The 13,831-nt window shown below is 38.2% G+C and carries 9 protein-coding genes; 6 read left to right on the top strand and 3 right to left on the bottom strand.

Going from position 1 to position 13,831, the window contains the following annotated elements; translation table 11 throughout:
• The first annotated feature begins 55 nt into the window (after positions 1–55).
• Complete coding sequence (locus C7958_RS08140) at positions 56–604, top strand: DJ-1 family glyoxalase III (RefSeq protein ID WP_111572181.1); 549 nt, start codon at positions 56–58, stop codon at positions 602–604.
• A 567-nt stretch (positions 605–1,171) separates the two neighbouring features.
• On the opposite strand, the gene glgP is transcribed toward C7958_RS08140, so the two are convergent.
• The 3 genes from glgP to C7958_RS08125 all read right to left on the bottom strand — a co-directional run bounded on the left by glgP (position 1,172) and on the right by C7958_RS08125 (position 5,361).
• Positions 1,172–2,782, bottom strand: coding sequence for an alpha-glucan family phosphorylase (gene glgP, locus C7958_RS08135; RefSeq protein WP_111572180.1), 1,611 nt, complete (start codon positions 2,780–2,782; stop codon positions 1,172–1,174).
• 100 nt (positions 2,783–2,882) lie between these two features.
• On the bottom strand, positions 2,883–4,367 hold the full coding sequence (locus C7958_RS08130) for a glycosyltransferase (protein ID WP_111572179.1): 1,485 nt from the start codon (positions 4,365–4,367) through the stop codon (positions 2,883–2,885).
• Positions 4,360–5,361 (bottom strand): carbohydrate kinase family protein, encoded by a 1,002-nt coding sequence (locus C7958_RS08125; RefSeq protein ID WP_243834303.1) that lies wholly within the window; start codon positions 5,359–5,361, stop codon positions 4,360–4,362. Before C7958_RS08125 ends, C7958_RS08130 begins: the two co-directional genes overlap by 8 nt.
• Before the next feature lie 234 nt (positions 5,362–5,595).
• On the opposite strand from C7958_RS08125, the gene pulA reads away from it, so the two are divergent.
• The 5 genes from pulA (at position 5,596) to C7958_RS08100 (ending at position 13,728) form a co-directional block, all read left to right on the top strand.
• Entirely contained in the window at positions 5,596–7,515 is a 1,920-nt protein-coding gene (gene pulA / locus C7958_RS08120) for a type I pullulanase (RefSeq protein ID WP_111572177.1), read from the top strand.
• A gap of 136 nt (positions 7,516–7,651) precedes the next feature.
• On the top strand, positions 7,652–9,553 hold the full coding sequence (locus C7958_RS08115) for a DUF4914 family protein (protein ID WP_111572176.1): 1,902 nt from the start codon (positions 7,652–7,654) through the stop codon (positions 9,551–9,553).
• 231 nt (positions 9,554–9,784) lie between these two features.
• Positions 9,785–11,236, top strand: a complete 1,452-nt coding sequence (gene gtfA / locus C7958_RS08110) for a sucrose phosphorylase (protein ID WP_111572175.1) — start codon at positions 9,785–9,787, stop codon at positions 11,234–11,236.
• 46 nt (positions 11,237–11,282) lie between these two features.
• A complete protein-coding gene (locus C7958_RS08105; protein ID WP_111572174.1) occupies positions 11,283–12,257 on the top strand; it encodes a LacI family DNA-binding transcriptional regulator in 975 nt (324 codons plus the stop codon).
• Positions 12,258–12,360: 103 nt separating this feature from the next.
• Positions 12,361–13,728 carry an alanine/glycine:cation symporter family protein gene (locus tag C7958_RS08100; protein WP_111572173.1) on the top strand — a complete coding sequence of 456 codons (1,368 nt, stop codon included), beginning with the start codon at positions 12,361–12,363 and terminating at the stop codon, positions 13,726–13,728.
• Positions 13,729–13,831 lie beyond the last annotated feature (103 nt).

Genomic DNA, 13,831 nt, shown 5'->3' with positions numbered 1-13,831 from the left:
ATAAGTTAAGAGATGTTTTAAAATAAAGACTAAAAAATTTAAGGAGGCTAAATTTATGGCTAAGATTTTAATTCCTTTAGCACCTGGTTTTGAAGAAATTGAAGCGATAACCAACATTGATGTTCTACGGCGGGCTGGATTTGATGTATTGACTGCTGGTATAGGAAGTAATGAAATTGAAGGAGACCATGGAATAAAAATTGAAACAGATACTGAGATCTCAAAAGTAGATGCAGCTGAACTTAAAGCTGTAGTTTTACCTGGTGGAATGCCGGGTGCAGCCAATCTGCGTGAGAGTGAAGAACTGCTCAAGCTTATCAAAGAAGTTTATGAGGAAGACAAACTCTGTGCAGCAGTCTGTGCAGGTCCAATAGTCCTGGAAGCTGCCGGGGTTTTAAAAGGAAAAAATGCAACCAGTTATCCAGGTTTTGATGATCAAATGCCTTCCTGTAATTACCGGGAAGAAAGAGTCGTAATTGATGAGAATATAATTACCAGTAGAGGTCCCGGAGTTGCCATGGAGTTTGCGATGACAATTGTTGAATATTTAATCGATGCTGAGAAAAGATCTGAGCTGGAAGAAGCAATGCTGGTTAAAAAATAAAAAGATAATAAGCGACTGCAGCTTCTATTTAAGTTGTTGACAAAATAAAACAAAAAAATAATTAGCAATTTAGTCGAAGCGCCTGGGGCACTCCCCATTGATACAGACCGTTACAAGCACAGTTTAAGGTTGCAGACTTAAAGTAGATAAAATTAAGAAAAGCCTGCCCCATGCTTGAGCGAAGCGAGTTAGGGCAGGCCTTAATTTTAATATCTCCAAATAAATATAAATAAAAAAAGAATTGGCACTTTAACCGGAACAGACTTGAATATAAATAATAAGCTATTGCAGTTTCCCTGTCTCACTAACTCTTCGTTTTATTACGCATGGTCGAGTTAGAATTAGGCCATCGAGGCCGTCAGAGCAGCGGAGTTAGGAACTGCAGCTTCTATTTAAGTTGTTGACAAAATAAAACAAAAAGATAATTAGCAATTTAGTCGAAACAGACTAAAAGCAAATAAAATTAAGAAAAGTCTGCCCCTTGTTTGAGTGGAACGAGTTAGGGCAGACCTTAATTTTATTTAGCTGTAGTCGTCGTGAAGACTAGGCTAATTATCTTTATTGTTTTTATTTATTATACATTTCCGCATAATATCTCTCCAGCATTCTTTTAGCGGAGAATCTTTCATAGGTAGTATCAATACTTTCCATCATCATATCTTTCCAGCGGTCTTTGTTGCCGTAGAAAGTAGGGACAACTTCGTTGAATAAGACTCGGTAGAGTGCGTAAAGATCACTTTCGTCCTGACCTTCACCTACATAGCCATCTCCAAACTGCCAGCCGTTGATTCCGTGTTCACAACCTTCAACCCACCAGCCATCAAGGATACTTAAGTTTAAGCCACCGTTCATAGCAGCTTTCATGCCAGAAGTACCACTAGCTTCCAGTGGTTTGCGGGGATTGTTTAACCAGATATCAACACCGCGGGTCATATAGCGGGCAATTTCCATATTGTAATCTTCTAAGAAAACTACACTATTTGGAAATTCCTTTGCTTTTTTAACCAGATTAGCTACAATTTCTTTTCCGTTATCATCTGTTGGATGAGCTTTGCCAGAAAATACTAACTGGACCTCGCCTGACTCTAAATAGGGATCGATAATATCAGACTTTTTAAAGATTAAATTAGGTCTCTTATAAGCAGTTGCTCTCCGGGCAAAACCAATTATTAATTTATCAGGATCTAATTGGGCACCATTTCTTTCTTTAATGAAGTCTACCAATTCCTGCTTCATTGTTTTGTGAGTATTATAAATAGCTTCTGTATCACCCATGTTTTCTACAATTCTATCATCAACCCAGGTACCTCTGTGAACACCATTGGTAATTGAGATAATAGGTGATTTACCGCTAACATTTTTCCACATTTCTCGGGAAGTCTGTCCGTGCAGTTTAGCCACACCATTAGAAATTCTTGACAATCGCAGTCCTGCTACAGTCATTCCAAAAGGACTGTCACCAATTTCTTTCATCTGTTCTCTAGTTAAGGTATTGAAAGCACTCATTTTATTGAGGCTGTCTAAACTGTGGGATTCATTACCTTCTTTGACCGGGGTGTGAGTTGTGAAGACGATATCTTCTTTAACCTCATCCCAGGCAGCATGGAAATCCATTCCAGCTTCCATTTTCTCTTTGATCAATTCAGTTCCAGCTAAAGCAGCATGGCCTTCATTAAAATGATAAATGTCAATTTTAAGGCCGAGTTTACGAATTGCTTTAACTCCACCAATACCAAGTGCAATTTCCTGAGCAATTCTTCTTTCATTAAAACCATCATAAAGACCGTCAGTAATTGTCTGATATTTTCTGTTTTCCGGAAGATTTGCATCAAGTAGATATAAGGTTGCATTATCAAACTTATCCAACTTCCAGATTTTAAGAGTTACTTCCTGATCTCTAATGGTTACAGTTACAGTTTCTCCTGTATCTTCAGCATGTTCATAAATTTCATTATTTACGGGATGCTGGTTTTCGGGTCTACCTTCTTCGTTGATTACCTGTTTTGAGTATCCTTTGCGCCATAAAAGTCCAATTCCTGTTACAGGATAAGAAAATTCTTTTGCTCCTTTAAGAATATCTCCTGCTAAAATTCCAAGCCCACCTGCATAAATACGCATATTTTCATTTAAACCGTATTCCATACAAAAATAAGCTGTGTGCGGCTTACTATTGTTCATTAATAAATCACTCCCTGTTAATTTTAATTCAAACGCTTGCACAAATTTTATAATAATATCTATTCCTAATTATTCATTATATCAAATTCTCAGCAAATGTCTATTTTCTGAAAACTTTTTCTTTGAATCTTTCTAATAATTTATGTTCATTATCACTATCCGGCAGGAAATAGTAAGCTGGTATTTCACTATGGATCACCGGGATATCAAAGCTTAAACCTTTTTCCATTGCTTTAAGATATCTTTTTGCCGTCTGTTTCCAGGTATAAGTAGATTCTACTCTTTCTTTTGCTTTTATCTGATAATCCTTCCAGACAGTATTATTACCAACTATTTTTTTGAGTCCATGAGCTATATCTTCTGGATCTTCTGGATCAATTAAAATTCCAAACTCATCATCTGCCATTATTTCGCTTTGACCACCATTTTTGGTTACTACTGCAGGGAGGCCAGCAGCCATTGCCTCTACTGGCGCCAGGCCAAAGGGTTCATAAAATGAAGTTAGCGAGAAAACTGATTCTCTTTCTGCCAGATAACCATAGCATTCAGCTAATTTCTTCTGGCTGCTCAGGGGAAACATTGAAACTTTGCCTTCCAGCCCATTATTTTTAATTATTTCCATAATTTGATCTAAGATTTCTTTTTCTTCTCCTGCAGCTGAGCTATAATCCTCGAATGGATTTTCAATTCCTCTTAAAGTAATAATTAAATTTGCTCGCTGCTGAAGTTCCTGATCACCAGCAAAGGCTTTAACTAAAGCCAGATGATTTTTTTTCTGATCCAGGCGGCTGGCACAGATAATTGCCGGTTTATCTGTTCGCTCAGCTTTTAAATCACGGTCAAGATATTGATCAATCATTTCTTGAGTTGTTTTAGAATAACCGCCGTCAAAAACATCAGTATTTACTCCAGGAGGGATAACAGAGAATTTATCATCATTATTCACATCAACTGCACCTTCGTAATATGGATGAGAATACTGCTCCATTCTTTCCTGAGAGGTGCTGACAATAATTTGATTGGTAAATTTCATTGTTAATCTTTCGGCAATTATCCGGCTGTGAAATTTGAAGCGGTCAATTAGCTGCTCAAAATTTTCCTGAGAAAAGTTAAGTTTGTCCATCTTTTGGGCGCCCAGAGAGTGACCGGTAAATGAAAATGGAGTCTCCATTTTTTCTTTAAGCAGGACTCCGGCCATTCCTCCATCTCCGTAGTGGGTGGTAAAAAAGTCAGGAAAAGCACCTTCTTCGTCATAAAATTCAGCAACTGTATCTACATACTTTTTTAAATGAGGCCATAATTTTTCTTTGGCTAAAAATTTGTCACCACCAAAGGGAAGACGGATAATTCTTAAATTATCATAGCCGGGATAACTGTCATAAAGATCACTAAATTCAGGCCATTCGGGATCATTTAACTGCCGGGTAATAATATCTACTTTAATTCCCATTTTAGCCAGGGCCATACTTACTTCCTTAACATAAACCAGCTGTCCTCCAAAATCGGGATGTTCTGTCCAGTAGCTGTCATCTTGATCAAAATTCCCCTGCGGGTTTAAAAATGCTACATGTTTAATTTCACTCATTAAAATTACCTCCTTCAATTGGCTGTATATCATAATAAGATATAATTTCCCTTAACGGTGGAACTGAAGATAGGGCACCTACTCCCTTAATTTTAAAAGCAGCTACAGCATTTCCCAGGCGTGCAGCCTCTTTGACCGGCAGACCCTTTAAAATACCGGTTAGCAATCCTGACCAGAATGAATCACCTGCACCTGTAACATCTACTACCTTCTCAGAAAAAACAGGAATATGCAGGGGTTCAGTGCTGCCGTCAGAGACAAGAACTCCATCTTTTCCTAAACTTAAAATTACAAACTTTGCTCCATCACTGTGATATTTTTTTAAATAATTTTCTGGGGGCTCCTGCCCATAGAGGTGATAAGCATCATCTAGAGAGGGTTTGATAATATCAGCTTGAGCTATTAGTTTTTTAATAATTTGGCCGCCCTTTTTGCCCTCAGACCAGAGCTTAGCTCTAAAGCTTGGATCAAAAGCAAAAAATTTATCTTTTTTTACCGCATATTCTATAGCTTTAATTGCAGTTGCCCGGGCTGGATTTTTTGAGAGGATAAAACTGCTTGTAAAAAATATTGAAGAATTATCAATTTTGTCATATATCTGTTTGCTGATCTGCAGATTAATATCTGCCCCCCGATAAGCAAGCCAGGATGGGGTTTTCTTGCTTTTATTGACAAATATGATTGGAGTGCCTTCTTCCTGATCAGACTGGAGACAGTCAAGATTAATACCTTCATTTTCTAAAATCTCTCTCAAATATTCGCCAAATTCATCTTTTCCAATCCTGCTGATTAATGCTGTTTTGTTTTCGAGACGCTGCATATTTACTAAAACATTGGCAGGAGAACCCCCAAAATAACGGGTAAAATTAGCACATTGTTTTAGCGGAGCTTCCTCCCTGGATATCAGATCCAGCAAAACCTCTCCATAAGCAGTTATATCGAAGTCATTTTCTTCGAAACTAAAACTGTCATGAATTGTCAACAATCGCCTCACCTCACATTTAGATTATAAATTGTTTGCAAAAAAATTATTCTTAAAACAGCTCTTAAATATTATTTCTACATAAATTAAAAATAACCTGTTTTTTAAATTAATTAATCTCAGCTGAGGGCAGGAATAGTAATAAAGATAAAGAATAATAAGTAATATAGACAGTTGTAATAATTGGAAGTAAATTATTTAAATTAATGCTTCCTGTGTATAAATTGTAGTAGTGGAGATGATTATATGTTTAAGCAAAATATCAAGAATAAGCCGGCAAGATTATATTATCCAGGTGATGACTTAGGTTTGACATTTTCTGAATCAGAGATAACTTATAAAATTTGGTCACCACCTGCTCAATCAGCCGCCATTGAGATTTATGCTGATGATCAGGGAACAAAGAAACTGGAGGAGTTCGAACTGCAGTCTGCTCCCAGTGATACCTGGAAAGTTAAACTGCCGCAAAAATATTATGGAAATTACTATCGCTTGCATCTGCAGCTTCCCCGCCAGGAATATAATTTTGTTGATCCCTGGACTAAAGCAGTAGGTACAAATAGTGAGTATGGACTGATTGTTGATCCTTCTCGGATATATCCTCCAACCTGGACTAAAGATCAGCGGGTTGTGTTAGAGGATCCGGTTGATGCAGTGATCTATGAGCTGCATGTTAAAGATTTTTCTATTTCTAAAGAGAGTGGAATTAGACATCGGGGAAAATATACAGCTTTTACCGAAAGACACAGTGTAAATAAAGAAGGAATGCTGACTGGAATTGCCCACCTTAAGGAACTGGGAGTGACCCATGTGCATTTGCTGCCTGTTTATGATTTTGCCACAGTTGATGATACAGATCCAGATGACTACAACTGGGGCTATGATCCTCTTTATTATATGGTGCCAGAAGGTTCTTATGCCTCTAATCCTGCCAATGAGAGTAGAATTTATGAATTTAAGAAGATGGTCAAAACACTCCATTCTTATGGGATTGGAGTGATCATGGATGTAGTCTATAATCATACCTATCATACTCAAGAGTCTCCCTTTCAGAAGATTTTTCCCAACTATTTTTATAGATTTACAGAAGACAGTAGTTTTGCCAATGCTTCTGGTTGTGGAAATGAGATTGCAAGTGAGCGGGAAATGATGCGCAAGTATATTGTCGATTCACTTTTATACTGGAGTCGGGAATATCATATTGATGGTTTTCGTTTTGATTTGATGTCCTCGATTGATCGGGAGACTATGCTCTTAGCTGAGAATAAGTTGCGTGAGGAAAACCCTTCAGTTTTAATCTATGGTGAACCATGGACAGCACTGGAGCCTCAGCTTGAGAGTTACCAGCAGATTCGCAAGGGTGATCAGCGGGGAACGGGGATTTCAGTTTTTAATGATAATTTCCGTAATGCTCTCAAGGGTGATAGTGATGGAACTGGAAAAGGTTTTATTCAGGGTAAGATTGGTCTGGAACGAGAAATTGATGAGGGAGTTATTGGAGCAATTGGTTTAGAAGAAAGACGTTTATATGGTTTTGCTTTACAGCCTGGAGAAAGTATTAATTACTTAGCTTCTCATGATAACTTAACTCTCTGGGATAAGTTAGCCAGATCCTGTCCGGGAGCTAATGAACAGCAGCGGAAAAAAATGCATAAATTAGCTCAGGTAATTTTATTTACCTCTCAGGGAGTTCCTTTTATTCCAGCGGGAACTGAGTTTTTAAGGACTAAATTTGGTGATAATAACAGTTTTGATTCTGGTATAGAAGTAAATGAACTAAAATGGGAAAGAAAAACTACTTACAGGGAACATTTTAACTATCTTAAAGGGTTAATTAATCTACGCAGCCACCATCCTGCTTTCAGGATGCGAAATCGGTCAGCAATTAAAGAAAACTTACATTTTATAGCTTCTCCTTTTGGAACTGTAGGTTATGGTATTTTTAACAATGCAAATGAAGATGCCTGGAGTAAAATTATTGTTCTCTTAAATCCTTCTCAGGAGTGGAAACAGTTTTATTTGCCTGAAAGTAGAACCTGGGCTATAGTTGTTGATGATCAGGGAGCTGGCACTGAACCAATAAGATTTTTTCATTCTAATGAAGTAATGGTGCCGCCGATTTCGGGAATGGTAATCTATGCAGCAGATCTGGTTACAGGCTATTAAAAGCTTGTAGCTTTTCTGCACTTATGATAAAATTAATATTAAGTATTTGAAAATTAGAAGGCTTTTATTTTGAAATTGTAACAATCTTCACTATTTTTTAGAATTTAAGCCAAAGAAGGGAGTAGTAGAGTAAAATATGATTAAAGATGAAAATCTAAAGAATGTTGAACTGCCGGAAGAAGTTGAGGAATTACTTGAGGCCTGTCCTAAATATACAGTGGCCCATAATGAACAGCAGCTGGTTGAACTTTCAGTTAGAGATGCCAAAAACGGCTGTCAGGAAGTTAAATATGAGATACCTGATAAGGGGCAGGTGGTGGAAGCAGTAGTCTGTAAAGTTCGTAATGGTATTTCTGCCAATTATCCTGATCCCTATATGAGGCGTCGTGATCCTAACTGTATGTTAATTGCAGATGAGAAGCCAACTGACAAAGAAAGATATGAAGAAAGATTTGGAGAGAAATTTGAAGCTAAGGTGAGAGGGGAAACCTTTGACTGGTTAAAGACGCAGGAACTTGCTTTATTCTTTTTTGAAACAGGTCCCAGGGGACTGGGAGTTAAGGCAATGGCGGTTGTACCTGCAAATGCTGCTTTTTTTGCTTTTGGTCTTTCCCTGCTGCAGGGAATAGTAGATACCAGGGAGCGGGAGGAAGTATTTAAACCCAGTTCTCATATTTATATAGCACCTCCATTCCGTCACACTCATTTTAATGGAGAACAGGTAGTAGTTCACCGCCGTATGAACAGTAAATACGAAATGTTTGCCTATAATCTTTATCCTGGCCCCAGTGCCAAAAAGGGGGTTTATGGGATGCTGATCAACCAGGGAGAAAAAGAAGAGTGGGTCACTCTGCACTGTTCGGCTGTCCAGGTAGTAACTCCTTATGGTAATACGGTCAACATATCTCATGAAGGTGCCAGTGGTGGTGGAAAAAGTGAGATGTTAGAGGATATGCACCGCGAAAGAAGTGGTCGCCTGCTCTTTGGTAAAAACTTAATGACAGAGGAAAAGTTCCATATTACTTTACCACAGGGATGTGGTTTAAGACCGATGACTGATGATATGGCGATCTGTCATAATTCGCTGCAGAAGGACAATGGCAAGCTAACTTTAATGGATGCTGAAAATTCCTGGTTTGTACGAGTTGATCATATTGATAAATATGGTACTGAACCCAACCTGGAAGCGATTACAGCTGATCCTGATAAACCTTTATTATTTTTAAATATTGATGCAGCACCAAACAGCACTGCTTTAATCTGGGAGCATATTGAAGATGAACCGGGAAAACCATGTCCTAATCCCCGGGTTACAATTCCCAGAGATATTATACCGGATGTTTTAAAAGAACCGCTCTCTATTGATGTCCGCAGTTTTGGAGTTAGAGTTCCACCCTGTACTAAAAAAAATCCTACTTATGGAATTATGGGGCTCTTCCATGTTCTGCCTCCAGCTCTTGCCTGGCTGTGGCGTCTGGTGGCACCAAGAGGTCATGGAAATCCCAGTATTATTACAGGAGAGGGAATGAGTTCAGAAGGTGTTGGTTCTTACTGGCCCTTTGCAACAGGTAAAAAGGTAGATCAGGCAAATTTATTACTGGAACAAATAATGGAGACACCAAAGGTTAAATATATTTTGATTCCTAACCAGCACATTGGAGCCTGGAAGGTAGGGTTTATGCCGGAATGGATTACCAGAGAATATTTAGCTCGCCGTGGTGGAGCCTGGTTTACTGAAGATCAGTTGAAGCCGGCGCGAATGCCTTTACTTGGATATTCACTGCAGGAGCTGCTGGTTGAGGGACAGCATATAGAAAAAGAATTCTTACAGGTCCACCGTCAGCCAGAAGTTGGCGAAAAGGCTTATGATTTAGGTGGTAAGATTCTTTCGGATTTCTTCAAAAAGTGTATTAAACAGTATTTAGAACCCGGTCTTGATCCTGTTGGTAGAAAAATTATTGAGACTGCGCTTAATGATGGTGATGTAGATGATTACTGTGATTTGATAGAAGGTGAACCGATAATCAGGCAGATTTAAAAATATAATTGCTTTGATTAGCCGAAAATGCTGAAGCTTATAATTAAAAGTACAAACTAAAAATAAAAAGAGAGTTAGCAGCTCTTCTTTTTTAAAAAATATGTTAAGCGCTTGACATATGAAATTTTTAATATTAAAATAGGGATATAATTAAAGTTGGGTTATTGTTTAATTGGATAATAGATTTGAATTATTTTAGAAATTAAAAGATATTAATTGGGAGGGGTTAAGTTGACAGTAGAGAATAAAATAATGTTAATTACATATGCCGATAGTATGGGTCAGAACTTAAAAGATTTAAAAGAAGTATTAGACACTCATTTTAAAAAAGCAGTGGGGGGAGTTCATATTCTTCCTTTTTATCCTTCTTCTGCAGATAGGGGATTTGCACCTTTAACTTACAGAGAGGTTGATCCGAAATTTGGTGACTGGGGTGATCTTGAAGCCTTAAAAGAAAATTATTATCTAATGTTTGATTTTATGGTTAATCATATTTCAAAACAATCTGAGTATTTTAAGGATTTTCAACAGCATAAGGATGATTCTAAGTACTCTGATTTTTTTATTCGCTATCAGGATTTCTGGGATGATGGTGAGCCAACAGAAGCGGAAGTCGATTTGATTTATAAGAGAAAACCAAGGGCTCCCTATATTGAGGTGGAATTTGAAGATGGTATAGCTGAGAAGATCTGGTGTACCTTTGACGAAGAACAGCTTGATTTAAATATGGAGTCTGAGGTTGTAAAAGAATTTATTAAAGAAAATCTCAAATTTTTGGCAGCTAAAGGAGCTTCAATTATTAGGCTTGATGCTTTTGCTTATGCAATTAAAAAGGCAGGCAGCAGCTGTTTCTTTATTGAACCTGATATCTGGAAATTATTAGATTACTGTAAAGAAATTTTAGCAGAAAAAGATGTAGAGATCTTAGCTGAGATTCATGAGCATTATTCAATTCAGCTTAAAATTGCCGAAAAAGGACATCCTGTTTATGATTTTTCGCTGCCGATGCTGCTGCTGCACTCCATTTACAGTTCAAATTCGAAAAGGCTGAGAGACTGGCTTAAGAAATGTCCTGATAATCAATATACCACTCTTGATACTCACGATGGAATTGGAGTTGTTGATGTCAAAGATTTAATGACAGATCAGGAAATCGAAGCAACCAGAGAAATGCTTTATAAACAGGGTTCTAATGTTAAAAAAATCTACAGCAGTGAAGCTTATGATAATCTTGATATTTATCAGATTAACTGCAGTTATTATTCAGCCTTAGGTAATGACGATGATTCTTATCTTTTAGCAAGGGCGGTTCAGTTTTTTGCTCCGGGTATTCCCCAGGTTTATTATGTAGGAATGCTGGCTGGAGAAAATGATATCGAGCTTTTAGAAGAGACAAAGGTGGGGCGCAATATTAACCGCCACTATTATTCTAAAGCAGAAATAGAGAGGGAAGTAAAGCGACCTGTGGTTCAGAAGCTGATAAAATTAATGGAGTTTCGCAATTATTATCCTGCCTTTGCTGGAGATTATACAATTCATGATTCGGAGATTGAGGAAATTTTAGAGATAAGCTGGCAGAATGGAAAAACAGAAGCTCACTTAAGTGCTGATTTTACTAATAACAGTTTTGAAATCCGTTATTTTGATCAGGAAGCAGAAGAGATGAAAACTTTAAATATATAAATAACCGCTTGTCTAAAAGATTTAAAATAATGGAGGAGAAATTAAGATGACTACCCAGAAGGATGTAGCCGAAAAAGCGGGGGTGACTGTAACTACAGTCTCCCGGGTGATTAATGATCGGGGTTATATAGCAGAAGAGACAAAAAATAAAGTTTTTCAGGTAATGGAAGAGCTGAATTATCGTCCCAATGCTGTTGCCAGATCACTAACTAAACAGAAATCGAATGTTCTGGGCGTTATTTTGCCGACAGTTAATCACCCCTTTTTTAGCAGTTTATTATCCTATTTAGAAGAATTTGCCTATCAGCAGGACTATAAGATTATGCTCTGTAATTCAAGGTTGGAGGCAGAAAAGGAAAAAGACTATTTTAATATGCTGCGGGCCCAGCAGGTAGACGGAATTTTTCTGGCCAGCCACACTTTAGATATTGCTTCAGAAATGAAGATTGACCTGCCTGTTATAACTTTTGATCGAAAAATTGAAGGTCTTCCCTATATTTGTGCTGACAACAAAAAAGGGGGGAGGCTGGCAGCAGAACATCTGCTGGCCCGGGGAGCAAAAAGGCTGGCCTATATCGGAGGTAGTCTGGAGCTGGATTTACTTTCCAATCAGCGTTATCAGATTTTTAAAGAGAAAGCGGCAGCAGCGGGGGTTAGGGTTCAAAATTATCAGTGTCAGCTGGACAGCTTTGACCGCAGAGAATATCAGCAGCTGGCAGCCCAAATTTTTTCTGAGAAGAAAGAGGTTGATGGTATATTTGCCGGCAGTGATCTGATTGCTGCTGCCGTGATTAAGGAAGCACAGAAAAACAGAATCAGGGTTCCTGAGGACTTAAAGGTGCTTGGTTATGATGATCTTGAACTGGCCTGTTTATATAATCCGGAGATTACAACAATTAGACAGCCGACAGCAGAGATAGCACGGGAAGCTGTGGAGCAGCTGCTGAAGGCAGTAAATGGAGAAGAGCATCAGCAAAAAAATATTTTAGATGTCGAATTGATTGTAAGAGAATCAACATAAATTATTTAATAATATTAATGTATACATGGATAATTGTTTTAATATTATAGATTTGTGATATAATTTTTTTATCGTTATCTATAAAACTAAAAGGAGGAGACTTATGTTAGAATGGTTTTTATCTATCAATAGTGCTGTTAATTCAATTGTCTGGGGACCACCATTTTTATTTTTACTGGTCGGAACTGGTCTTTATTTGACCATCAGACTTGATTTCTTACAATTTAAACATTTTAAACTGTCCTGGGATAAAAGTTTTGGCCGTTATTTTCGGAGAGATGTAGAGAATGAAGAAGGAGTATTATCATCTTTTCAGGCTATTAGTTCGGCAATGGCAGCCACTCTGGGTGTAGGAAATATTGCGGGAGTTAGTACTGCTTTATCGCTTGGAGGACCAGGAGCGGTTTTCTGGATGTGGATTTCTGCTCTAGTTGGAATGGCAACTAAATTTGCTGAAGCTCAGCTTGGAGTTAAGTTTAGAGAAAAAACAGGAGAAGATGAGTACAGTGGTGGTGTAATGTATTACATAGAAAAAGGAATGGGCGGCCGCTGGAAATGGCTGGCTTCTTTATATGCCTTTTTTGCAGGCATGGCAGCTTTTGGGATTGGAAATATGGTGCAGTCCAATACTCTGGCTCATGCAGCCGCAGATGGTTTTGCTGTTCCAACCTGGATTACCGGTCTGGTAGTATCATTTCTGGTTGGACTGGTTGTTCTGGGAGGGATTAAACGAATTGGAAAGGTAGCAGAAAAGTTGGTTCCTTTAATGGCTGCTTTTTACTTTATTGGTGGGGCAGTAATTATTTTTGCCAATATCTCTGCAGTACCTGGTGTTTTAGTAAATATAGTCAGCAGTGCCTTTAATCCTGCTGCAGCCTTTGGTGGATTTGCTGGTGCTTCTGTCAGGATGGCAGTTCGCTTTGGTATAGCCCGGGGAGTTTTTTCTAATGAAGCCGGTCTGGGAGCTGCTTCGATGGTCCATGCTCAGGCAAGGAACAAGCCAACCCGTCAGGGAATGTGGGGTATCTGGGAAGTTTTTATTGATACTATTGTAGTAGGTACAATTACTGCTCTGGTTGTCCTGCTGACCGGAGCTCTGGGAACTGGCGAAACAGGTGCAGTGCTGGCGGCTGAAGGTTTTACCCGCGGCTTACCGGGACCGGGTGGATATATTATTAATATCAGCATCATAATTTTTGCCTATACTACAATGCTTACCTGGAGTTTTTATGGAGAGGAAAGCTGGAAGTATTTATTTGGTAAGAAAATAGTAAAACCATATCGTTTTGTTTTTGTAATTTTACTTTTTGTAGGTGCAGTTGGTGCATTAGAACCAATCTGGCTGTTAGCAGATACTTTAAATGGTTTGATGGCAGCACCTAACCTGATTGCTCTGGTAGTTCTGGCGGGCGTAATTGTAAAAGAGAAGGATGACTATCTGCTGGAAGTAGAGCAGGATAAGTCTGCCTGATGGGAGAGCAAATAGTAGACTGTAAAATAATACCGATGTTTTCTAAATAAATTAAAATTTAATTGAAATAATAAAAAGGCAGGGGTTAGTTTCCCCTGCCTTA

Origin of the sequence: Halanaerobium saccharolyticum (assembly GCF_003259895.1) — a bacterium.
In the GTDB taxonomy this organism is placed as follows: domain Bacteria; phylum Bacillota; class Halanaerobiia; order Halanaerobiales; family Halanaerobiaceae; genus Halanaerobium; species Halanaerobium saccharolyticum_A.
The sequence above is the reverse complement of the archived record's forward strand: the minus strand, read 5'-3'. Positions and strand labels throughout refer to the sequence as shown.